The organism is Natrinema thermotolerans, from assembly GCF_031165565.1.
GTDB lineage: Archaea > Halobacteriota > Halobacteria > Halobacteriales > Natrialbaceae > Natrinema > Natrinema thermotolerans.
Window position 1 is genome coordinate 3,651,143 of record NZ_CP101873.1, and the last position, 20,518, is coordinate 3,671,660.

Here is a 20,518-nt window from a genome sequence, read left to right on the forward strand (position 1 = left end):
GGTCGTATCGGTCGGTAGTCAGTACCGCAGCAACCGCATCCCGTTCAGGATCACCAGCAACACGCTGGCGATGTGAAGCAGCATCCCGGCGGCCATGTGGACGGCCCCGGCGACGACGCCGGCCAGCAGCAGGCCGACCGTCGCGACGGCGATCGCAACGTTCTCCGAGACGTTCCGGCGGGTCGCCTTGCTGAGCCCAACGGCCTCGGGAACCCGCTCGAGGTCGTCGGCCAGCAGCGCCATGTCGGCCGTCTCGATGGCCGCATCGGTGCCTGCAGCGCCCATCGCGACCCCGACGTCGGCGGCCGCAAGCGAGGGCGCGTCGTTGATTCCGTCGCCGACCATCGCCACGACGTGGCCCTCAGCCCGGAGCGACTCGATGGCGTCTCGTTTTTCCTCGGGCAGCAGTTCGGCCCGGTAGTCCTCGATTCCGACCGCCTCGGCGACCGACCGCGCGGTACGGTCGTTGTCGCCGGTCAGCATTACCGTGCGGACACCGGCAGCTTCCAGGGTCGCCACGGCGTCGCTCGCTGCGGGTCGGAGTTCGTCCCGTATCGAAACGACGCCGACGACCTCGCTCTCGAGGGCAACGTAGACCGCCGTCTCGCCGGCCGCCTCGCGTTCGCGAGCATGAGCTGCGATCTCGGACGGGACCTCGAGGCCGCGGTCGGCGAGGAGCGCGCGGTTGCCGACCGCGATCGTCCGGCCGTCGTACTGGGCGACGACGCCCTTGCCCGCGACGACGTCGACGGCCTCGGGATCGGGGATCGCCGGCTCGTCGGGCTCGGGGCCCGCCGAATCAGCCGAGTGGTCGGTGACGACGCCGCCGTCGGTGGCGGTCTCGCGGGCGCTGGCGTCGCCCGCTCGAGCGGCCGCGAGGATCGCGTCCGCGAGGTGATGTTCGCTCTTCTTCTCGGCGATGGCCGCGGCGCGAAGCACGTCGTCATCGGCGACCCCGAATCCGTCGACGCTCGCGACGGCCGGCTCGCCCTTGGTCAGGGTGCCGGTCTTGTCGAACGCGACGCAGTCGATCTTCCCGGCGGTCTCGAGGTGTTCCCCGCCTTTCAGCAGGACGCCGGCCCGTGCCGCCGAGCCAATGGCGCTGACGATGCTGACCGGCGGCCCGATGACCAAGGCGCCGGGACAGCCGATGACAAGCAGCGTCAGCGACGTGACGGCGTTTCCGGTGATCGCGTACGTTCCGACCGCCAGCACGACGATCGCGGGCGTGTAGTACCTCGCGAAACGCTCGATGATCGTCTCCGTCGGCGCTTGCGCTTCCTGTGCCTCCTCGACCCGGCGGATGATCCGCTCGAGGGTCGTGTCCCGGCCGGTGTCGGTCGCGACGACCTCGAGTGCCCCCGCCTGATTGATCGTCCCGGCGTAGACTTCGTCGCCCGCGGACTTGCGGACGGGCGCGCTCTCGCCGGTCACGGGCGACTGATCGATCGCGCTCTCACCGTCGACGACCTCGCCGTCGACGGGGACTTTCGCGCCGGGTTTGATCACGACGGTCTCGCCCGGTTCGACCTCGCGAGCGGGAACCTCGACAGTCTCGCCGTCGCGGCGGACGATCGCCGTATCGGGGGCCAACTCGAGCAACTCCTCGAGGGCCGACCGGGTCTTGGCCATCGTCCGAGCCTCGAGGTAGTTGCCGAGCGAGAACAGGAAGACGACGGCGGCGGCCTCCCAGTACTCGCCGATGGCGATCGCTCCGACCGCGGCCAGTGTGACGAGGGTGTTGATGCCGACGGTGCCGCTTCGAAGGGTGTAGAAGGCCTTCTTCGCGACGTCGTAGCCGCCGACGGCCGCGGCGAGGATCATCAGTCCCGCGCTCAGCAGGGCCACGTCGTGGAGGGTCCCGACGGTCCAGCCGAGCGAAAGCAACAGGCCGCTCGCCGCGACGACGATCGGTTGCCGGTGGGCGCGAACGTATCGCTTGGCGTTCACGTTTCGTCACCGCACCCGGGGGGTGTACCCCTGTTTCGTGATGGTTCGCTCGAGGTCGTCCGTCTCGACGACACCGTCGTCGTACTCGATCTCGACGCGGCCGGTCGTGTAGTGGACCTCGACGCGGTCGACGCCGTCGGTTTTCGACAGCGCCCGCTCGACGTTGCTCGCACAGGTCGGACAGTCGAAGTCGGTCACGCGGTATTCGATCTCAGACATCGTTGCTCGAATGCGTGTCGGAGCCCCGTTCGTAAATACATCACCCAAATGACTTGTTTGGGCGCACGGACGGGGGATTCCGCCGGTGAAACGACTCGTCTAGACGGCGGGCCGGTCTCGACCGACACACTGTGGGACGTCGCTTCTGCTGTACCGATCGCAGAACACTGTCTCGGTTCGGATCCGTCCGTCGACGAATCAAGAAACCATCAATTTTTGAACATGGGTGCGCTCCCTCGAGGGCGTTCGGCTGAATCACTTTTACCGTTCGACACCCAACCACGACCACTCAATGGCCGAATTCACGTCGGACGTGACGATCGAGGACATCGCGGTCCGGGACACGAACGTCTCGAGCGCCGTCGACGAACCGCTGCGCGCGATGATCCTCGACATGCTGGCGGAACGGGCACGCTCCGTCGCGGAGATCCACGCGGCGCTGGGCGAGCGGGGATACGACCGGACGCCGAACACGGTACGCCACCACGTCAACGAACTCCGCGACGCCGGCCTCGTCGAGGTCGCCCGCCTCGAGGAGGAGGGCGGCGCGACGACGAAGTACTACCGCGCGAATACGATCGTCCTCTCGTACGCGCTGCCCGACGACGCCGACGCGGCGGTCGCGGCGATGGCCGACGAGATCACCCCCGAGGTCGCCGCCCTCGTGGCGGAGTTACGCGAGGAGTACGGCGAGGAGATCGATCGAATCGTCGGGGAGATGGCCCCCTGCGAACACTGCCGCACACAGAAGTACGAGACCTACCTGCTGTCGACGGTCCTCCGCCGGGCGTTCGTCGCGGGAACCGTCAGGGATGGGCCGGCGGCTGACGGATAGCGCGTCGACGAGCCGCAGAACCGGTCGTTACCGCCGAATCAGATCCGAGATCTTGTCCGTGATCCCGACGTCCGCACCCAGTTTCAGATAGTAGGCATCGCCGCCGTCCTCGTAGTAGTCGTCGATCCGGCGCTTGATCTCGAAGCCCAGATGCTCGTAGAACTGGAGGGCGTTCTCGTTGCTCGTCCGGGCATGACACGTGATGGTATCGTGGTCGTCGGCCACGCGGGCAACGAGTCGCTTCCCGATCCCCTCGCTGCGATAACGGGGTGCGACCGCGAGAAAGAGAATATAGCCGTCGCGTCGCACCGCCGCGAACCCGATCAACTCGTCGTTCCGGACGTAGCAGTGGACCTTCGACCGTCGGTACGCGTCGGTAAAGAAGTCGTAGCGCTGTTTGAGTACGCCCTCCTCGCGACGGATCTCCTCTTTGAGTTCCCAGGCGTCGTCGACGAAATCGTCGCTCCCCGGCGCGACGACGCGACTATCGATGTTGACGCTCACTATCACAGTCTACCAGCCTGTCCACTATAATTCCACCGGCAGTACGGTCTCGGGAACGTCGGACGACGGGGTGTGGTACCTCCTCGACACGCCGTTGGTGGCGCCGTCCTCGAGGCCGAACCGACGGTCATACCACCCCCGTCCGCGAAGGACCGCCACATGGGGTTCGAACTGCGCGATCACACGGCCGACGTCGCGGTCGCTGCGACCGGCGACTCCCTCGAGGCGGTCTTCGAAGCGACGGCCGACGGCCTCGCGGCCGCATCCTCCGACGACATCCCGCCCGAGACCGGCGAGCGGTTCTCCCTGACCGTGACCGCCGAGCGACGCGAGGCGCTGTTGTTCGACTATCTCGGCGAACTGATCTACCTGCGGGACGTCCGCGCCGAGTTGCCCGTCGACAACCGGGTCGAGAGCATCGATGCGCCTGCGGACGGGAGCGATGACGACGCCGACGCGACCGCGTGGTCCCTCGAGGCCAGCGCCCGCGGCGTCCCGCTGGCCGCGGTCGACGCCCGCGAGGTGAAGGCCGTGACCTACTCGGAGATGCGCCTCGAGTCCGTCGCGGACGGCTGGGAGGCCTACGTCGTCTTCGACGTCTGATACGGTTTCCTGTGAGTCATTACCGGCGCAACCGCGACCCGGGCGGCGGTTGCGCCGGGAAACCGTTACAGCAATCCGTCTGACCAGTGGCCGATCGATTCCGTCCGCGAACCGCCGTGATCGGACGGTGAGACGGACTCTCGAGGTCGCTGGCAAGACGAACATCTTTCATCGCCGGGGTCGGATGCTCGGGTATGACTACCTACGACGCCGACGGCATCACGTTAGAGCGGATCCGCGAGTACGTCTGGGAGATCCCACAGGAGGGCGACATGCGCGTCCCGGCGCGAGTGTTGGCCAGCGAGGCCCTGCTCGAGCAGATCGAGGACGACAAGACCTTAGCGCAGATCAAAAACACGACTCACCTGCCGGGGATCACCGACCACGCGATCTGTATGCCTGACGGACACCAGGGCTATGGCTTCCCCGTCGGTGGGGTGGGTGCGCTCGATGCCGAAACCGGCTGTATTTCGCCGGGAGCGGTCGGCTACGACATCAATTGCCTTACAGGCGATTCGGAAGTACTCCTCGAATACGGCCGTCGCACCCCGATCGAAACCCTTGAGGACCGCTTCGAAGCGGAGAACGCGATGGTCGCCGATGATGACCTTACGCCGTCACCGATTCAGCTGTTCACCGAACGCGAGAACGCGGCCGTGTACGAAGTAGAGACCGAGACCGGCGACCGTATTACCGCGACTGCGGACCACCCGTTCCGGACGCCCGAGGGGATGCAGCCTCTCGAGGAACTCTCCGAAGGCGACGAGATCCATCTCCAACCGTTCCGCGGCGTTCCCGACGAGAAACCCGAGGATTTCACCGTCCTCAGCGAGGAAGACTTCGCCGACGAGAACTCGCAACTCGTCCGCGCGCTCGAGGAGCGCGATCTCCTCCCATTGAAGTCGACCGACGACGCGTTCAATCGGTTTCTCAAACTCGTCGGGTTCCATACCGGCGACGGTGCGATCGGAAGCGGCGGACAGACGTGGTTTTATGGAGAACCCGCGGATCTCGAATCCATTCAAAACGATATCAAAGCGATCGGGTTCACGCCCTCGAAAATCTACGAGCGGGACCGATCGCACGAGATCGACGGGAAAACGTTCGAGACGACGGAGTTCAGCGTCCGATCGACCTCGAAGGCCTTCCAGCGCGTACTCCTCGCGCTGGGGGCACCCGACGGACGGAAGATCGAATCCGATTTCACGACGCCGTGGTACTTCGATCGACTGACGGGCTGGCAGAAAGCACTGTACGTCTCGGCGTATTTCGGCGCCGAGATGAACGCCCCTGCGGCCCAGCACGACAAGAACCTGTACTGTCCGAAGGTGTCACAGACGCGCGTCGCTGACGTCGCCGATGCCGGTGAGGAATTCATGGTAGAACTGGCTTCCTTCCTCGACGATCTCGGTATCGAGACGAACGAGATCGAACGGTTCGAGACGGACTCGAGTTCGGATCGAGAGACGATCAGACTTCGACTCGGAATCAAAAACGACTCCGAGAACCTGATCGAGTTCTTCTCGACCGTCGGCTACCGTTATAACCACGAAAAGAGGAAAAAGGCAGCCAAAGCAATACAGTATCTCAAGACGAAAGAGGCGGTGATCGATCGTCGAGCGACGATCGCTCGCGAAGCGAAAGCGATGGCCGATGGGGGAACGCCAGCGAGCGACATCAAATCGCAATTCGATATCAACGAGCGGTTCATCGAGCGGAGTATCTGGGGTGGACGAAGCGGACGACCGCGACCGCCGGCGGAGTTTCCCGGATTCGAGGATTACTGTGAAACGACGGAAGTCGGCGAGGATTACACCGTTTCCACCCGGATCAGATCCATTGAGACGGTTGACGAAGCGCAAACGGTGTACGATATCGGCGTCGCTCACGATGCGCACAATTTCGTCGCTAACGGGTTTGTCGTCTCCAACTGCGGCGTCCGGATGATGCGGACGAACCTCACCTACGACGAAGTACAGGGCCGCGAGGAGGAACTCGTCGACTCCCTCTTCGCGAACGTCCCGTCGGGCCTGGGCGGCGGCGGCATCGTCGAGGCCGGCGTCGACACCGTCGAGGAGATCCTGGCCCGCGGCGTCGACTGGGCGCTCGAGAACGGCCACGCCGTCGAGGAAGACCTCCTGCACTGCGAGGACGAGGGCATGCGCGAGGGTGCGGACCCGGATAAGGTGAGCCAGAAGGCCAAAGACCGCGGCAAGAACCAGATCGGCTCGCTGGGCTCGGGCAACCACTTCCTCGAGGTCCAGCGCGTCACGGACGTCTTCGACGGCGAGGTGGGCGAGGCCTACGGCCTCTCCGAGGACCAGATCGTCGTCCTCATCCACTGCGGGTCGCGCGGGTTGGGCCACCAGACCTGTAACGACTACCTGCGGAAGATCGAGCAGCAACACGAGGGGCTGCTGAACCAGCTGCCGGACACGGAGCTGGCGGCCGCGCCCGCCGGCTCGCAGTTGGCCGAGGACTACTACGCGGCGATGAACGCCGCGATCAACTTCGCGTGGGTCAACCGCCAGCTGATCATGCACCGCACGCGGCAGGTCTTCGAGCGCGTGTTCGATCGCTCCTGGGAAGAGATGGACATGCATCTGCTGTACGACGTGGCTCACAACATCGCGAAGAAAGAGACCCACACGGTCGGCGAGGACGGCGAGGAACGCGAACTCTACGTCCACCGCAAGGGCGCGACGCGGGCGTTCCCCGCCGGTCATCCCGAGGTCCCATCTGCCTACCGTGACGTCGGCCAGCCGGTGATCATCCCAGGCAGCATGGGCGCGGGCAGCTACGTCCTCCGCGGCGGCGAGAACTCGATGGATCTCACCTTCGGCTCGACCGCCCACGGTGCGGGCCGGCTGATGAGCCGTACCCAGGCCAAAAACGAGTTCTGGGGCGGCGACGTTCAGCAGGACCTCGAGGAGCAGAATCAGATCTACGTCAAGGCCCAGTCCGGCGCGACCGTCGCGGAGGAGGCCCCGGGCGTCTACAAGGACGTCGACGAGGTCGTCCGGGTCTCGGACGCGCTCGGGATCGGCGACAAAGTCGCGCGGACGTTCCCCGTCTGTAACATCAAGGGCTGATTGGGAACTGTCTGCTGCTTTTATAGACTCGTTCCGTGCTGCCCATCGGAAGAATAATGCGATTTTGCCACGTAAACGCAGGTATGCGGGTCAGTACGGACGACGGCTGTATCCGTCTTCCCGAATCGATCCGGGAAAATTCGGGGACGAGTTCGAACTGATCGATCGCGGGGATCGACTCGTACTTGTTCCGGTCCCGGACGAGCCGCTCGAGGCCCTTCGCGACGAAGCGCGACGGAGCGAAAAAACGGCCGACGAACTCAAAGAGAGCGCGTTGGACGCGACCCTCGAGGAAGCGGGACGAACCGAACTCGAAGAAACGGACTGACCGTCGCCGCTTGCGTTCACTTCAGTCGGTACGGATTGTCCTCGTCCTCGCCGTCGCCTTCGCTGTCGTATGGCTTTCGCGCGGTGATCGTCACCGTCGCCTCGGGGTCGTCCTCGTCGGCCCACGGGCTGTCGTAGGCCGAGATCTCGAGATCGGTCACGTCCCAGCCTTCGTCCTCGATGAGTTCGACCAGCCGTCGCTGGTCCTCGAGCATGTCCTCGTCCATGGGCCGCCGTTCGAGCGCGAGCGGCGTAGACCTTCCGCCGGTCGGCGCGTGAGTCGCGGGTCGCGAAATGTTCGTCTCTCGACACTGGCGTTGCAGCGAGCGGCGACCGGTCGGCGTCGCCGATCCTCGTAGCGGGCTGACAGGGTTTGCGAACCGAAACCGGTTACGTCGGGTCGAAATTCCCGGCGCGTTTAAGCGGATCCGGCTGCAACTCGTTGGCATGCTCACCGACGAGTTCGGGCGGGAGGTAACCGGGGTACGCGTCTCCCTCACCGACCGGTGTAATTTCGACTGTGTCTACTGTCACAACGAAGGGCTGGGGGACACTCGCGGGCCGATGGACCCACAGGACGACGAGATGTCGACCGACGACGTCGTCCGCTTTCTCGAGGTCGCCGCCGAGTTCGACGTCGACGCGGTCAAGTTCACCGGGGGAGAACCGATGTTGCGGCAGGACTTGGAGGAGATCATCAGGCGCACGCCGGATCAAATGGAGGTCTCGCTGACGACGAACGGCACCTTCCTTCCGGGGCGGGCCGAGGACCTCGTCGACGCCGGGTTAGAGCGGGTCAACGTCTCGCAGGACGCCCTCGATCCCGAGGACTTCGCCGCGGTGACCAAAAGCGGCGCGTACGAGAAGGTCCTCGAGGGGGTCGAGGCCGCGCTCGAGGCAGGGCTGGACCCGGTCAAACTCAACATGGTCGTCTTCGAACACACCGCGGGCTACGTCCCGGAAATGGTCGACCACGTCGCGGAAAACGACGGCCTCCAACTCCAGTTGATCGAGTACATGCCGGAGCTGACTGGCAAGCCCGAGTGGAACATCGACATCGAGCGGGTCCACGACTGGCTGGCCGAGCAGGCCGACGAGATCGAACACCGGGAGATGCACGACCGCAGGCGCTACTGGGTCAGCGACGGCTCGAGCGATGCGAACGATAGCGGGTCGAACGCCGAAGGTCGAGGGATGATCGAGATCGTCGACCCCGTCGAGAACCCCACCTTCTGTGCGAACTGCCACCGCGTTCGGGTGACCCACGAGGGCTACCTGAAGGGGTGTCTCAACCGCAACGACGACCTCAAGACGATGGGCGAGATGACCAAACCCGAAATCCGGGACGCCTTCCGCGAGGTCGTCGCCAACCGAGTACCCTACTACGGGGAGTACATGGTGCAAAACGACGACGGGGAGTGGGAGATCAACGAGAAGTACATCGAGGAGTACGCCGGCGCTTGACATCCTCCTCCGCGTGAACGCGGAGGAATCCCGAGCGGTGGGAGTTTCAGGTCTGCAGTCCAGTCACCGGACTACCAGTCCTTTCGGGCGCGGGTAGTCCCACAACGTCGGACTGGTGGACTGCTGGCGGTGCCAAACCGCTGTTACCCCTATCCTCAACCGTGTACGGCGTCCCGGTGTTGTTTTTGCCACGGGGACGCCGGCAGGCGTCAGCAGAGTCGGGGGTATCGTGATGCTCGCTTTGAGCAGTCGGCACGGACACACTCTTCTGGAATGTGCGTTCACCGACTGCCCTTTCCGGACACTGCCTCGTTACGTGGGCGGACAGGCCGCCTCCGAAGGACGGTTCGGAATCCGCTCCGTTCCGACCGATTCCTGCTCTTCAGTAGGGCGGTCTGTCACTTAAACGTCACTGTGGGAAACTCACGGCGGGCGTTTGAACGGTGGGACGTTTCCCAGAGTGACGGCGCGTATCCACGGCCTGAAGGCCGTGGTATTGCGCCTGTTCAGCCTATAAACGGGTTTCGAGGCGGAAGACGGGACTCGCGGACACCACTGCTCGGTACGCGGTTTGACGGAGTACTCGAGGAGGTGTTCTGCTATTGTGGCAACAGGGAGTAGCCACGCCCTCCCCAGCCGATTCGTTCGTTCCCGTTGGTCACTCACTCATCCCTCGCGCAGTATCGACGGTCGCCCTCGCTAGCGCTCGGTCGACCATCAGCGCGCGCCACCGCGTAGCGGGTGATTAGTCCAGTCGACGGACCGAAGGACATGTGTCGCCCCCTCCCGATAGTCCGGCAAACAGAGCGTCGTATTTACGACGACTGGTCCTACTGTGGTCGGTTCTCCATCCGCTGCTCGGTCGGTTCCGTGCGAGCGCATCGCATACGAACCGGCCGCCTTTCGTTGCCCTTAAGTAGCAGACAGGGGTAGGTCCGGGTGCGATACGTGTAGGGGAGCGATCCCCGAGTCCGAGAGGGCGACGATAGACCGACGGTGTTGTGGTAGCCAAGCGGCCCAAGGCGCATGGTTGCTAACCATGTGGCGTCAAGCCTCCGGGGTTCGAATCCCCGCCACAACGTCGGAACTCAGCTGGCGTTTTCCCGCCAGTCGATTTGCAACGCACGCAGACTAGACACACATACACGACAACATGAGCGCGGAAGAACCTCAAGAGCAAGAAGACGACGAAGATCTCCGCTACTTCGTCCGCATCGGGCAAACCGACCTCGATGGGACGAAGTCCGTCGAGCGCTCGCTCACGGAGATGAACGGGATCGGTCACCGGACCGCCCGGCTCATCGCCGAGGAAGCGGGCGTCGACCGAACGGACACGTTCGGTCGGCTCGACGAAGACGTGATCGACGAGGTCGTCGAACTCGTAGAGAACTACGCCGAGGAAGTCCCCGACTGGCTCAACAACCGTCAGGACGACTTCTACTCCGGCGAGACGACCCACGAGATCGGCAACGACCTCCAGCTGACGCGTCAGCACGACATCAACCGGATGAAGATGATCGACTCCTACAAGGGCACGCGCCACAAGCGCGGCCAGAAGGTCCGCGGTCAGCGGACCAAGTCCACCGGCCGAACGGAGGGCACCATCGGAGTCAACGTCGAGGAGATCCGCGAGGAACAGGCCGAAGAGGCTGCCGAAGAAGAGGATGAGGGCGAATAATGCCACTCGGCACTGACACCAAACAATACGAGACGCCGAACCACCCCTACCAGGGTGAACGCATCGCCAGCGAACACTCGCTGCTCGACCGCTACGGCCTCAAGAACAAGGAAGAACTCTGGCGCGCCCAATCCGAGCTTCGCTCCTACCGGCGCGAGGCCCGGGAACTGCTCGGCCAGGCCCAGGGCGACGAGGTCGTCCAACGGCGCTCCGAGGAGTTCCTCGGTCGGCTCAAACGCGTCGGCATCCTCGACGAGGCCGACGAACTCGGCGACATCCTGTCGCTCGAGATCGAGGACATCCTCGAGCGCCGTCTCCAGACGGTCGTCTACCGCAAGGGGCTGGCGAACACGACCCAGCAGGCACGCCAGTACATCACCCACGGCCACATCGTGGTCGACGGGCAGCGTCACCGCGTCCCCTCCTACGTCGTCGACGTCGACGAGGAGGAGCTGGTGGCCTTCGAGGAGAACAGCCCGCTCGCGGACGAACTCCACCCCGAACGCGCGGAGGGCCAGTAAACCATGAGTCAGGACGACGAAAAGTGGGGTATCGCCCACGTGCATGCATCGTTCAACAACACCGTCATGACCGTGACCGACCTCACGGGCGCGGAGACGATCGCCAAGTCCTCCGGTGGGACGGCGGTCAAGCAGAACCGCGACGAGGCGTCGCCGTACGCGGCCATGCAGATGGCCGAGTCCGTCGCCGAGGAGGTCAAGGCCGCGGGCATCACCGGACTCCACGTGCGAGTCCGTGGCCCCGGTGGCAACCTCCAGAAGTCCCCCGGTCCCGGCGCGCAGGCGACGATCCGCGCGCTGGCCCGCTCGGGCATCGAGATCGGGCGCATCGAGGACGTCACGCCGATCCCACACGACGGATCGCGCGCTCCGAAAGGCAAGGGCGGCTACTAGATCATGACTGCTGAGTACGACGTCGAGTTCGTCGAACGCGAGGATCGTGAAGCGCGATTCCTCGTTCGCGGCGTGACACCCGGGTTCGCAAACGGCATCCGCCGAGCGATGATCGCCGACGTGCCGACGATGGCGATCGATACCGTCCGGTTCGTCGAGAACTCGTCGGTCATGTTCGACGAGCAACTCGCCCTGCGAATGGGGCTCGTCCCGCTGACGACGCCGCCGGTCGGCGAGTTCGCCGAGGACGACACCGTCACGCTCTCGATCGACGTCGAAGGGCCGGACACCGCCTACTCCGGCGACCTCGTCTCCGAGGACGACCTCGTCCAACCCGCCGACGAGAACGTCCCGATCATCGATCTCAAGGACGGCCAGCGCCTCGAGGCCGAGGCCGACGCCGTCATCGACCGCGGGAAAGACCACGCCAAACACCAGGGCGGGGTCGCGGTCGGCTACCGACACCTCCAGCGCGTGGAGGTCGAGGGTGACCTACCGGAGTTCGAGGACGAAGAGCGCCGGATCATTCGCGGCGTCATCGAGGACGACGGCGAACTCGTGCCGACAAGCGAGTTCGATCACGATCTCTCGAACCGATACCCGGGCAAGGAAGTCCGCGTCGAGGACGTGCCCGAAGCGTTCGTCTTCCACGTGGAGACGGACGGCTCCTTCAGCATCGAAGAGCTCGTGACTCGAGCAGCGGACACGCTCGAGGCACGCGCGACCGAACTCGAAGACGCAGTACAGCTATAGATATGAACCGACGCCCCCGACCCGAACTGGTCGAGCCGCTCGCCGGTGCCGTCAGCCACGAGGCCGGCGATCGCTCGCCTACTGGAATCGAAAGGGGTTTGAAGGGGCGGCGGATACACGGAAGTGCGAGCAGGGATAGCCAAGTCAGGCCAACGGCGCAGCGTTCAGGGCGCTGTCTCGTAGGAGTCCGCAGGTTCAAATCCTGCTCCCTGCATCCACTTCTTCACCGCCGACCGACACCGATCAGCGACGATCGGCGCGTTGTCGGCCGGCAGCGAACCGATTCCACCATCGGCGAGACGCTTCCTCGCCTCGCCGAGACGACCGTATTTGGAGGATACAATGAGTAGCAAAACCAATCCGAGGCTCAACGATCTCATCGCCGAGCTGAAGTCGACGTCCCGAGAGCGGGACGCCGACGTCTGGCGAGACGTCGCGGATCGACTCGAAAAGCCCCGGCGCACCCACGCTGAGGTAAACCTGGGCCGCATCGAGCGATACGCACGCGAAGAAGAGACTGTCGTCGTTCCCGGCAAGGTGCTGGGATCGGGCGCACTACAAAAGAACGTCACCGTCGCTGCAGTCGATTTCTCCTCGTCCGCCGAGACGAAGATCGACCAGGTCGGTGAATCCGTACCGCTCGAGCAAGCGCTCGAAGCAAACCCCGAAGGCTCCGACGTCCGGGTGATTCGATGAGTCTCGCAGAGTTCGACGCCGATACCGTCGTCGATGCCCGTGACTGCATCCTCGGTCGCGTCGCCAGCGAGGTCGCCCAGCGCGCGCTGGACGGCGAGAGCGTCGCGATCATCAACGCCGAGGACGCCGTCATCACCGGCGACAAGGAAGACATCTTCGAGACGTACCGTACGCGACTCCAGATGGGCTCGGACAGCGGGCCCTACTACCCCCGCCGGCCGGACACGATCTTCAAGCGGTCCGTTCGCGGGATGTTGCCGTACAAGAAGCCCCGTGGTCGCGAAGCACTCGACAGCGTCCGTGTCTACGTCGGCAACCCCTACGAACACGACGACGACCACGAGTCGACGGTTCTCGAGGGTACGTCGCTGGACCGTCTGTCGAACATCCGCTTCGTCCACCTGCACGAAGTGTCCGAACAGTTAGGTGCTAACGTCACATGGTAACCAACACGAGTGGCAAGAAAAAGACGGCCGTCGCCCGCGCCACGGTGCGCGAAGGCGAGGGTCGCGTTCGAATCAATTCCCAGCCGGTCGAGCTGGTCGAACCGGAGACGTCCCGGCTCAAGATGCTCGAGCCGTTCCGCATCGTCGGCGAGGACCTCCGCGGCGAGATGGACATCGACGTCGACGTCGAGGGCGGCGGCATCAGCGGACAGGCAGACGCCGTCCGCACCGCCATCGCACGCGGGATCGTCCAGCACACCAACGACGCCGAACTCCGCGACGCGTTCATGGAGTTCGACCGCTCGCTGCTGGTCAACGACGTTCGCCAGTCCGAACCGAAAAAGTGGGGCGGCCCGGGCGCTCGGGCGCGCTACCAGAAGTCCTACCGCTGAGGTGATCCAATCATGATGGTACCGGTCCGGTGTTTCACCTGTGGTAACGTCGTCGGCGAACACTGGGAGGAGTTCGACGAGCGGGCCAACGAGGGCGACGAGGACCCCGAAAAGGTCCTCGACGAACTCGGTGTCGACCGCTACTGCTGTCGGCGCATGCTCGTCAGTCACGAGGATCTCGTCGACGTCGTCTCCCCGTACCAGTAACCCATGCAACAACAACACAACCGCTACGAGAAGGCACGCATTCTCGGCGCGCGAGCGCTGCAGGTCTCCTACGGAGCGCCGGTGTTGATCGAGACGGAGCAGACCCAACCGATCCTCATCGCCGCCGAGGAGTACGACGCCGGCGTGTTGCCCTTTACCGTCAAGCGGGGGTACGACCGGAAATGACGCTGATCACCGACGTTCGGCTGCGTCGCATCCTCGACTCGCGGGGCAACCCGACGGTCGAGGCCGACGTTCTGACCGAAAGCGGCGGCTTCGGCCGCGCCGCGGCACCCAGCGGTGCCAGTACCGGCGAGTACGAGGCCGTCGAACGGCCGCCCGGCGAAGCGATCGCCGCGGCACGGGAACACGCCGTTCCCCGACTGGTCGGCGAGGTCTACGCGGGCAACCAGCGCGACGTCGACGCCGCGCTCCATGCCGCCGACGGGACCGACGACTTCTCGGAGATCGGTGCCAACAGCGCGGTCGCGATCTCGATGGCCGCAGCCAAGGCCGGTGCCGACGTCCTCGGTGCCCCGCTGTTCCAACATCTAGGTGGGACGTTCCGCGGCGACAACTTCCCGATCCCGCTCGGGAACGTCGTCGGCGGCGGCGAACACGCTGCCGACGCGACAGACATCCAGGAGTTCCTCGCCGCGCCCGTCGGCGCGCCGAGCGTCGCCGACGCCGTCTTCGCCAACGCGGCCGTTCACGCCGCCGTCGCCGATCTGCTCGAGGAACGCGACGTTCCCTGCGGGAAAGGCGACGAGGGCGCGTGGGCACCGTCGATCGACGACGGCGAGGCGTTCGAGATCGTCGCCGAGGCGGTCTCCCGGGTCCAGGACGAGGTCGGCTTCAACGTCGGCTTCGGGCTCGACGTCGCCGGCGCGGAGCTGTACGACGCCGATTCGGGCACCTACGAGTACAGCGACCGGAGCCGCGACACCGAGGAACAGATCGAGTACATCGCTGATCTGGTCGAGGAGTACGACCTCGTCTACGTCGAGGATCCGCTCGATGAGGACGACTACGACGCCTTCGCCGATCTCACCGACGAGGTCGGTGACCAGACGCTGATCTGTGGCGACGACCTGTTCGTCACCAACACCGATCGGCTCGTCGAGGGCATCGATCGCGGCGCGGCAAACAGCATCCTGATCAAGCCGAACCAGATCGGGACGCTGTCCGACGCCGTCGACGCGATCGAACTCGCGAGACGGAACGGCTACGACTCGGTCGTCTCCCACCGGTCGGGCGAGACCGAAGACGCGACGATCGCACACCTCGCCGTCGCGACCGACGCTCCCTACATCAAGACGGGCGCGGTCGGCGGCGAGCGAACTGCCAAGCTCAACGAGCTCATTCGAATCGCAGACGACGCGACATGACAGAAAACGACGCAACCCAAGAAGGGCTCGACGCCGCCGAGGAGGACATCGACGAGGAGCCAGCCGAAGGGGCTGGCCCCGCCGCCGAGGAGGACGTCGAGCCAGTAGACGAACAGCCCGCCGACGCCGAGGGAACGCCCGCGGCCGACGCCGACAACGCCGACGACGCCGAGGAAGACGCCGGACCGACCCTCGACGACGACGTCATGTCCGACGAGGAGGCGGACCTGCTGATCCCCGTCGAGGACTACCTCGGCGCGGGGGTCCACATCGGGACCCAGCAAAAGACCGAGGACATGGACCGGTTCATCCACCGCGTCCGGACCGACGGTCTCTACGTGCTGGACGTCTCGAAGACCGACGGCCGCATCCGTACGGCCGCGGACTTCCTCGCGAACTACGACCCCGAACAGATCCTGGTCACCTCGAGTCGCCAGTACGGTCGCTTCCCGGCGGAGAAGTTCGCCGAGGCCGTCGGCGCTCGCGCCCGTACCGGCCGCTTCATCCCGGGCACACTGACCAACCCCAAGTACGACGGCTACATCGAGCCGGACGTGCTGGTCGTCACCGACCCGATCGGCGACGCCCAGGCCGTCAAGGAGGCCATCACGGTCGGCATCCCGGTCATCGCGATGTGTGACTCGAACAACCAGGTCAGCAACGTCGACCTGGTCGTCCCGACGAACAACAAGGGTCGCAAGGCCCTCTCGGTCGTCTACTGGCTGCTCGCCAACGAGGTTCTCGATCGACGCGGTGCCGAGCCGTCCTACTCGCTCGAGGACTTCGAAAGCGGCGTCTGATTCGGTCGGTTTCGACACTGTTCGTTTTCCCACCGCTCGCCTCGATCAGCGGCCGCGCCGGCGTTGGTCGCGTACCGGCCGACGACTGGGGCAGCCGACGTATAAATAGTGGCGTGGAAACTCGCCACAAGGTTTAGTGGTCACGTCGCCGTGCCCGCGACCATGTCCGAGCCAGTGTCCGGCGAGGCGGCCGACGCCGTCGACCGATGGGATCGCATCTTCGAGATACTCGCCGCGGAGCCGCGACGGCAGATCGTCGACGCGCTGTTGGACGCCCCGGCCGGCGAGTCGGTCCCGTTACCGGAAGTCGCGACGAACCCGAGCATCGACACGGACCTCGAGCGGGTACGGCTTCGGTTGCGACATCACCACCTCCCGCTGCTGGAGCGGGAACGGATCGTCGAATGGGAACGGGAGCCGTTGCGTGCCTACCGCGGCTGTAATTTCGAGGACGCCGGACTCGTCCTACAGAGCCTGTACGCGAACGCGGGGGCGTTACCGGACCGGTTGGCCCTGGGCTGTCGAACGCTCGAACGCGAACGGCGGGGTGGGGATCGGGGGAGCGAACTCAGCGGCTAGGCGGAACCGTCGGCCGCCGACGTGGACCGGGCCGCGAGTAACTCCCCGACCAGTTCGGCAGCCTCGACGGCCGTTGCCCCGAAGACGTAGGTCACCGGTTCGATTCCGAACGCGCCCCGGTGGTAGGCGACGGCGGGGACGGCACCGCGGTCCGCGAACCGGTCGCCGAGATGCTCGCCGCGGTCCTCGTAGTCGGCATCGAACTCGAGGGGATCGATCCCCCGCGATCGGGCCGCAGCGAGCAGGCCGTCGTGGGTAGCGACGTTGATCGCCGCCCGGATATCGGGGTCGGTGTCGTTGGCGGCGAGGACGGCCGTCGCGACGTGTTTCGACGCGCCGAACTCGGGGTTCGCGGGGATCTCTATCCGGCCGCCCATGGCGTAGATCCGGCCGGGGATGGCGGCGACATCGGTCTCGTCGGTCGGGTCGGGAAGCGACATCCCGACGTTGGTCCCGACGTTCGGGACGGCATCAACCATCCCGGGGACCGAAGCGAGTGTCCGTGCCGCCGTCCGGACGTTCGCGAGGACATCCCGCTCGGCGCGGACATCGGGATCGAGGCCCCGGACACAGAGGTCACAGCCCAGTCCCCGTAACGCGGGCATCTCCTCCTCGTGGAGTTCACAGATCGGCCCGCGGTCCTCGAGGCTGCGGACGAGCGAGAGCAGTTCGGACAGGGCGTCGTAGCCGTCCATCTCACCGTCGGCGAGGCCGTCCGCGATCCGGTCGACGGTCGCAACCGTCTCGGGATCGTCGCGAAAGCGGCTGTCGCCGCCGCCCTCGCCGGCGACGTACGTGCTGACTGCGGCCTGCGTGACGCCGAGTTCGGCGGCGATCTCCCGCTGGGTGAGCCCGCGATCCGCGAGTCGGGCGGCCAGCATCGCCCGGACCGTCGGCAGGAACCGGTCGACGACGAGTTCGCTCGGCAAGACCAGCGACATACGAGCGACGAGCCGGCGGATCGACATAAGTCCGACTACCCGCACCGGGGCGACCGGCTCACCGTTCGGCCGCCCGCCGGTCCGCATCGAGGACGCTCCGGAGCGCGTTCGCGACGGTCTCGACGCCGACGATGAGGGCGAGAACGACCACGATCGCCGCCATCACTCGCGTATAGTTCCGGGCCCGGAACGCCATGATCAACGGGTAGCCGATCCCGCCTGCCCCGACGATCCCGAGCACCGAGCTCTTCCGCGCGTTGAGCTCGAGGTAAAACAGCGTCCAGGCCACGTACGCCGTCGTCACCTGCGGGAGCCGGGCAGCGGCCGTCGTCGCGACGATACCTGCGCCCGTCGAGCGAAGGGCGTCGACGGGACCGGGGTCGATCTCCTCCATCTCGTCGGCGAACAGCCGGCCGAGGTCGCCGACCGTCCCCATCGCGATCGCGAGGGTCCCCGCGACGGGACCCAGCCCCGCGAGGACGACGAACAGCAGCGCGTACACCATACTCGGCACCGCACGGAGGCCACCGAGGAGGAGTCGGGCCGGCCCGTAGACGACCCGCGGGGCGACGTTGCTCGCCGCGAGTACGCCCACACACAGCGCCGGCGGCAGGCCGATCGCTGTCCCGACGGCCGCGATCGCGAGCGTCTCGAGGGCTGCCGCGGCCAGCGAGGGGCCGTCGGCGCGCAGCTGCGCCGCGAGCCGGTCCGGAGCCAGCATCTCCTCGAGCAGGATCGAGACAAGGTTCTCCCGGTGGGCGTAGAGGTAGGCGAGGTCGAACCCGAGCCACTGCGCGATCGCGACGACGCCCGCGACGAGGGCGACGAGCAGCGCGGCGCGGCCCGCCGTTCGGCGACGCCACTGCCGCTGGACGCGATCGAACTCGGCGGCGACCGAATTCGATGACGGGGCGTTTCCAGCGCTTTCCTCGGTCGGTTCCGTTCGCGCCGTGCGTTCGGCTGCCGTAGCGGGTTCGACCGCGTCACCCCGATCGGCGGGTCCGCGGTCAGTCATCGTACACCGCCTCGATTCGGGCGTCGTCGACATCGGCGGCCGCGGCGTCGAGGACGAGGCGGCCGTCGGCGAGACCGAGATACCGATCGGCGACGCCGTCGGCCAGCCGGGGTTGGTGGAGGCTGACGACGCCGACGAGCTCCCGCCGGCGGACGACGGCCGCGAGGCGCTCGAGGACCGAGCGGCCCGTCGCGGGGTCGAGGGCGGCGACCGGTTCGTCGGCGAGCAACACCGCGGGCTCTTGCTGGAGCGCGCGGGCGATGCCGACGCGCTGGCGTTGGCCGCCCGAGAGATCCCCGACACGCCGGGCCGCGTAGCCGTCCAGTCCGACGGCGTGGAGCCGTTCGATCGCCGCCCGCTTCGCGGACGGGGCGTGCCAGCCGACCAGTTCCCGCCACGCGGGTTCCCGACCCAGCCCGCCGTCGAGGACGTTCTCGAGCGCGGACTTGCGATCGATCAGCGCCCCCGCCTGAAAGACGAGCGCGACGTCGGTCGGGACCGCCCGCTCGCCCCCGAGACGGACGGTGCCCGAGTCGGGTTCCGTGAGTCCGTCCAGACAGCGGAGCAGCGTCGTCTTGCCGGCTCCCGAGCGGCCGATCAGGACCGTCAGTTCGCCCGGGGCGAGGGCCACGTCGACGCCGTCGACCGCGACCTCGTCCCCGTAGCGTTTCTCGAGGGCGGTTACGGTGAGCATCGGTACGGGACCTAGTCGGATTCGTCTCCGTCTTCCTCCTCCAGATCCGCGATTTCGATGCCGAGTTCCTCGGCGACGTCCCGGACGGGATCGTAGGTGCCGGGTTCGACGGGCCCGTACCTGTCGACCCGGTGGTCCTCGAGGGCCTCGTCCGGCGTCTCGAGCAGTCGCTCGGTCATCTGCTCGCGGACCGTCTCGGGGGTATCGGGCTTCGCGACGATCGGGTCGAACGGGATCGGGTCGCTCTCGGCGAGTTTGACGATCGCGTCGTCGTCCGGATGCTGGAAGTCGCCGTAGGCGGCGGCGTCGACGTGGCCGTTCTCGAGGGCCTGAAGTGACGCGTCGTGACCGAACGACCACTCGATGTCGAAGTCCGCCGCTTCGGTGTCGACGTCGCCGGCATCGAGACCCGCCTCCGAGAGCATGTACCGCGGGAACAGGCCGCCGCTCGTGCTCAGCGGGTCGACCATCGCCACGGTCTTCCCCTCGAGATCGGCGAGGTGCTCGACGTCCGTTTCGGCCCGCGTGGCGACGTACGTGTGGTACGCGTCACTGCCGTGGGACCAGTTGATCGCCAGCGGGTGGATCCCCTCGTCGCGGGCCATGGCGTAGATGACCGGCGAGAGGTTCGCCAGCTCCGTGTGACCCTGCACGACGCTCTCGACGACCGCGCTGTAACTGGTCGTCGGCGTCCCCTCGACCGAATCGACTTCGTCGAACCCGTCCGCGATCCACTCGAACGTGCCGGCGTACTGGGCTTCGAGCTGCTCCGCGTCCTGAAACGGCGGGAGCGCGAACTCGATCGTCCCGTCCGCCCACGCGGCGACCGGGTGGTCGTCACTGTCGATACTCTCGCCGCCGAGACAGCCGCCGATGGCGGCGGTCGCGCCCCCGGCGATGGCTCCGAGATACGTCCGTCGGTTCACAGCCGCTGTCGTCATCACCGGGGTATAACACCTACGAATACGCCGCGGGCGGCGGGATCCGTCCTCGATGGAGCGGCGGGCGACGCTCGCCCGGT

At 66.1% G+C, this 20,518-nt stretch carries 25 protein-coding genes, 2 tRNA genes and 1 pseudogene; 20 read left to right on the forward strand and 8 right to left on the reverse strand.

Annotated features, from left to right (window positions below; genetic code table 11):
• Positions 1 to 18: 18 nt before the first annotated feature.
• Both NP511_RS18745 and NP511_RS18750 read right to left on the reverse strand, forming a co-directional pair.
• Complete coding sequence (locus NP511_RS18745; RefSeq protein ID WP_049966657.1) at positions 19 to 1,950, reverse strand: heavy metal translocating P-type ATPase; 1,932 nt, start codon at positions 1,948 to 1,950, stop codon at positions 19 to 21.
• Positions 1,951 to 1,956: 6 nt separating this feature from the next.
• A complete protein-coding gene (locus NP511_RS18750; RefSeq protein WP_049966658.1) occupies positions 1,957 to 2,169 on the reverse strand; it encodes a heavy-metal-associated domain-containing protein in 213 nt (70 codons plus the stop codon).
• A gap of 292 nt (positions 2,170 to 2,461) precedes the next feature.
• Between NP511_RS18750 and NP511_RS18755 the strand changes: the two genes are divergently transcribed.
• Positions 2,462 to 3,004 carry an ArsR/SmtB family transcription factor gene (locus tag NP511_RS18755; RefSeq protein ID WP_049966659.1) on the forward strand — a complete coding sequence of 181 codons (543 nt, stop codon included), beginning with the start codon at positions 2,462 to 2,464 and terminating at the stop codon, positions 3,002 to 3,004.
• Between the two features lie 27 nt (positions 3,005 to 3,031).
• Here the strand turns inward: NP511_RS18755 and NP511_RS18760 are convergent, their stop codons facing one another.
• The gene (locus NP511_RS18760) at positions 3,032 to 3,508 is read right to left on the reverse strand and encodes a GNAT family N-acetyltransferase (protein ID WP_049966660.1); all 477 of its coding nucleotides are present in this window, start codon (positions 3,506 to 3,508) and stop codon (positions 3,032 to 3,034) included.
• 159 nt (positions 3,509 to 3,667) lie between these two features.
• Here NP511_RS18760 and NP511_RS18765 point away from each other — a divergent pair, with 159 nt between their 5' ends.
• The 4 genes and pseudogenes from NP511_RS18765 to NP511_RS18775 all read left to right on the forward strand — a co-directional run bounded on the left by NP511_RS18765 (position 3,668) and on the right by NP511_RS18775 (position 7,531).
• Positions 3,668 to 4,111 (forward strand): archease, encoded by a 444-nt coding sequence (locus NP511_RS18765; RefSeq protein WP_049966661.1) that lies wholly within the window; start codon positions 3,668 to 3,670, stop codon positions 4,109 to 4,111.
• A 194-nt stretch (positions 4,112 to 4,305) separates the two neighbouring features.
• Positions 4,306 to 4,614: pseudogene (locus NP511_RS22900) on the forward strand (RtcB family protein); the annotation flags it as partial.
• A 48-nt stretch (positions 4,615 to 4,662) separates the two neighbouring features.
• Positions 4,663 to 7,203, forward strand: coding sequence for an RtcB family protein (locus tag NP511_RS22990; RefSeq protein ID WP_425608233.1), 2,541 nt, complete (start codon positions 4,663 to 4,665; stop codon positions 7,201 to 7,203).
• Positions 7,204 to 7,267: 64 nt separating this feature from the next.
• The gene (locus NP511_RS18775) at positions 7,268 to 7,531 is read left to right on the forward strand and encodes an AbrB/MazE/SpoVT family DNA-binding domain-containing protein (protein WP_233274368.1); all 264 of its coding nucleotides are present in this window, start codon (positions 7,268 to 7,270) and stop codon (positions 7,529 to 7,531) included.
• Positions 7,532 to 7,547: 16 nt separating this feature from the next.
• On the opposite strand, the gene NP511_RS18780 is transcribed toward NP511_RS18775, so the two are convergent.
• Positions 7,548 to 7,757, reverse strand: coding sequence for a hypothetical protein (locus tag NP511_RS18780; RefSeq protein ID WP_006650696.1), 210 nt, complete (start codon positions 7,755 to 7,757; stop codon positions 7,548 to 7,550).
• Between the two features lie 220 nt (positions 7,758 to 7,977).
• Between NP511_RS18780 and moaA the strand changes: the two genes are divergently transcribed.
• The 15 genes from moaA (at position 7,978) to NP511_RS18855 (ending at position 16,847) form a co-directional block, all read left to right on the forward strand.
• A complete protein-coding gene (gene moaA, locus NP511_RS18785) occupies positions 7,978 to 8,994 on the forward strand; it encodes a GTP 3',8-cyclase MoaA (RefSeq protein ID WP_049966663.1) in 1,017 nt (338 codons plus the stop codon).
• A gap of 998 nt (positions 8,995 to 9,992) precedes the next feature.
• A tRNA-Ser gene (locus tag NP511_RS18790) sits at positions 9,993 to 10,075 on the forward strand.
• A 72-nt stretch (positions 10,076 to 10,147) separates the two neighbouring features.
• On the forward strand, positions 10,148 to 10,672 hold the full coding sequence (locus NP511_RS18795) for a 30S ribosomal protein S13 (protein WP_006650698.1): 525 nt from the start codon (positions 10,148 to 10,150) through the stop codon (positions 10,670 to 10,672).
• Entirely contained in the window at positions 10,672 to 11,193 is a 522-nt protein-coding gene (locus NP511_RS18800) for a 30S ribosomal protein S4 (protein WP_049966664.1), read from the forward strand. The genes NP511_RS18795 and NP511_RS18800 overlap by 1 nt, the downstream gene beginning before the upstream one ends.
• Positions 11,194 to 11,196: 3 nt before the next feature.
• On the forward strand, positions 11,197 to 11,586 hold the full coding sequence (locus NP511_RS18805) for a 30S ribosomal protein S11 (protein ID WP_006182145.1): 390 nt from the start codon (positions 11,197 to 11,199) through the stop codon (positions 11,584 to 11,586).
• 3 nt (positions 11,587 to 11,589) lie between these two features.
• Positions 11,590 to 12,339, forward strand: a complete 750-nt coding sequence (locus NP511_RS18810; RefSeq protein ID WP_006182146.1) for a DNA-directed RNA polymerase subunit D — start codon at positions 11,590 to 11,592, stop codon at positions 12,337 to 12,339.
• 129 nt (positions 12,340 to 12,468) lie between these two features.
• A tRNA-Leu gene (locus NP511_RS18815) sits at positions 12,469 to 12,553 on the forward strand.
• A 128-nt stretch (positions 12,554 to 12,681) separates the two neighbouring features.
• Positions 12,682 to 13,035, forward strand: a complete 354-nt coding sequence (locus NP511_RS18820) for a 50S ribosomal protein L18e (RefSeq protein WP_006182147.1) — start codon at positions 12,682 to 12,684, stop codon at positions 13,033 to 13,035.
• Positions 13,032 to 13,481, forward strand: coding sequence for a 50S ribosomal protein L13 (locus NP511_RS18825; RefSeq protein WP_006650700.1), 450 nt, complete (start codon positions 13,032 to 13,034; stop codon positions 13,479 to 13,481). The genes NP511_RS18820 and NP511_RS18825 overlap by 4 nt, the downstream gene beginning before the upstream one ends.
• A complete protein-coding gene (locus tag NP511_RS18830; protein WP_006650701.1) occupies positions 13,475 to 13,873 on the forward strand; it encodes a 30S ribosomal protein S9 in 399 nt (132 codons plus the stop codon). The genes NP511_RS18825 and NP511_RS18830 overlap by 7 nt, the downstream gene beginning before the upstream one ends.
• A 12-nt stretch (positions 13,874 to 13,885) precedes the next feature.
• Positions 13,886 to 14,080 (forward strand): DNA-directed RNA polymerase subunit N, encoded by a 195-nt coding sequence (locus tag NP511_RS18835; RefSeq protein ID WP_006182150.1) that lies wholly within the window; start codon positions 13,886 to 13,888, stop codon positions 14,078 to 14,080.
• A 3-nt stretch (positions 14,081 to 14,083) separates the two neighbouring features.
• Positions 14,084 to 14,266: a DNA-directed RNA polymerase subunit K gene (locus NP511_RS18840; RefSeq protein WP_006182151.1), complete on the forward strand. Its 183-nt coding sequence runs from the start codon at positions 14,084 to 14,086 to the stop codon at positions 14,264 to 14,266.
• Positions 14,263 to 15,468 carry a phosphopyruvate hydratase gene (gene eno, locus NP511_RS18845; protein WP_049966665.1) on the forward strand — a complete coding sequence of 402 codons (1,206 nt, stop codon included), beginning with the start codon at positions 14,263 to 14,265 and terminating at the stop codon, positions 15,466 to 15,468. Before NP511_RS18840 ends, eno begins: the two co-directional genes overlap by 4 nt.
• The gene (gene rpsB, locus NP511_RS18850) at positions 15,465 to 16,268 is read left to right on the forward strand and encodes a 30S ribosomal protein S2 (protein ID WP_049966666.1); all 804 of its coding nucleotides are present in this window, start codon (positions 15,465 to 15,467) and stop codon (positions 16,266 to 16,268) included. The genes eno and rpsB overlap by 4 nt, the downstream gene beginning before the upstream one ends.
• A 162-nt stretch (positions 16,269 to 16,430) precedes the next feature.
• Complete coding sequence (locus tag NP511_RS18855; RefSeq protein WP_049966667.1) at positions 16,431 to 16,847, forward strand: hypothetical protein; 417 nt, start codon at positions 16,431 to 16,433, stop codon at positions 16,845 to 16,847.
• On the opposite strand, the gene NP511_RS18860 is transcribed toward NP511_RS18855, so the two are convergent.
• Genes NP511_RS18860 through NP511_RS18875 form a run of 4 tightly spaced genes read right to left on the reverse strand, consistent with a single transcriptional unit; the run spans position 16,844 to position 20,423 of the window.
• On the reverse strand, positions 16,844 to 17,788 hold the full coding sequence (locus NP511_RS18860) for a thiamine-phosphate synthase family protein (RefSeq protein WP_049966923.1): 945 nt from the start codon (positions 17,786 to 17,788) through the stop codon (positions 16,844 to 16,846). The two genes, NP511_RS18855 and NP511_RS18860, sit on opposite strands and share 4 nt — an antisense overlap.
• Before the next feature lie 58 nt (positions 17,789 to 17,846).
• Positions 17,847 to 18,803 carry a phosphonate ABC transporter, permease protein PhnE gene (phnE, locus tag NP511_RS18865; RefSeq protein ID WP_049966668.1) on the reverse strand — a complete coding sequence of 319 codons (957 nt, stop codon included), beginning with the start codon at positions 18,801 to 18,803 and terminating at the stop codon, positions 17,847 to 17,849.
• Entirely contained in the window at positions 18,796 to 19,497 is a 702-nt protein-coding gene (locus NP511_RS18870) for a phosphonate ABC transporter ATP-binding protein (RefSeq protein WP_049966669.1), read from the reverse strand. The genes phnE and NP511_RS18870 overlap by 8 nt, the downstream gene beginning before the upstream one ends.
• 11 nt (positions 19,498 to 19,508) lie before the next feature.
• Positions 19,509 to 20,423: a phosphate/phosphite/phosphonate ABC transporter substrate-binding protein gene (locus NP511_RS18875; protein ID WP_049966924.1), complete on the reverse strand. Its 915-nt coding sequence runs from the start codon at positions 20,421 to 20,423 to the stop codon at positions 19,509 to 19,511.
• Between the last annotated feature and the right edge of the window lie 95 nt (positions 20,424 to 20,518).

Coding starts and splice junctions, on each gene's coding strand:
- NP511_RS18820 (WP_006182147.1), top strand. CDS start 12,682: ATGAGTAGCAAAACCAATCCGAGGCTCAACGATCTCATCGCCGAGCTG.
- NP511_RS18750 (WP_049966658.1), bottom strand. CDS start 2,169: ATGTCTGAGATCGAATACCGCGTGACCGACTTCGACTGTCCGACCTGT.
- NP511_RS18830 (WP_006650701.1), top strand. CDS start 13,475: ATGGTAACCAACACGAGTGGCAAGAAAAAGACGGCCGTCGCCCGCGCC.
- NP511_RS18855 (WP_049966667.1), top strand. CDS start 16,431: ATGTCCGAGCCAGTGTCCGGCGAGGCGGCCGACGCCGTCGACCGATGG.
- NP511_RS18795 (WP_006650698.1), top strand. CDS start 10,148: ATGAGCGCGGAAGAACCTCAAGAGCAAGAAGACGACGAAGATCTCCGC.
- NP511_RS18810 (WP_006182146.1), top strand. CDS start 11,590: ATGACTGCTGAGTACGACGTCGAGTTCGTCGAACGCGAGGATCGTGAA.
- NP511_RS18755 (WP_049966659.1), top strand. CDS start 2,462: ATGGCCGAATTCACGTCGGACGTGACGATCGAGGACATCGCGGTCCGG.
- NP511_RS18860 (WP_049966923.1), bottom strand. CDS start 17,788: ATGTCGCTGGTCTTGCCGAGCGAACTCGTCGTCGACCGGTTCCTGCCG.
- NP511_RS18835 (WP_006182150.1), top strand. CDS start 13,886: ATGATGGTACCGGTCCGGTGTTTCACCTGTGGTAACGTCGTCGGCGAA.
- moaA (WP_049966663.1), top strand. CDS start 7,978: ATGCTCACCGACGAGTTCGGGCGGGAGGTAACCGGGGTACGCGTCTCC.
- phnE (WP_049966668.1), bottom strand. CDS start 18,803: ATGACTGACCGCGGACCCGCCGATCGGGGTGACGCGGTCGAACCCGCT.
- NP511_RS18800 (WP_049966664.1), top strand. CDS start 10,672: ATGCCACTCGGCACTGACACCAAACAATACGAGACGCCGAACCACCCC.
- NP511_RS18840 (WP_006182151.1), top strand. CDS start 14,084: ATGCAACAACAACACAACCGCTACGAGAAGGCACGCATTCTCGGCGCG.
- NP511_RS18825 (WP_006650700.1), top strand. CDS start 13,032: ATGAGTCTCGCAGAGTTCGACGCCGATACCGTCGTCGATGCCCGTGAC.
- eno (WP_049966665.1), top strand. CDS start 14,263: ATGACGCTGATCACCGACGTTCGGCTGCGTCGCATCCTCGACTCGCGG.
- NP511_RS18805 (WP_006182145.1), top strand. CDS start 11,197: ATGAGTCAGGACGACGAAAAGTGGGGTATCGCCCACGTGCATGCATCG.
- NP511_RS18765 (WP_049966661.1), top strand. CDS start 3,668: ATGGGGTTCGAACTGCGCGATCACACGGCCGACGTCGCGGTCGCTGCG.
- NP511_RS18780 (WP_006650696.1), bottom strand. CDS start 7,757: ATGGACGAGGACATGCTCGAGGACCAGCGACGGCTGGTCGAACTCATC.
- NP511_RS18870 (WP_049966669.1), bottom strand. CDS start 19,497: ATGCTCACCGTAACCGCCCTCGAGAAACGCTACGGGGACGAGGTCGCG.
- rpsB (WP_049966666.1), top strand. CDS start 15,465: ATGACAGAAAACGACGCAACCCAAGAAGGGCTCGACGCCGCCGAGGAG.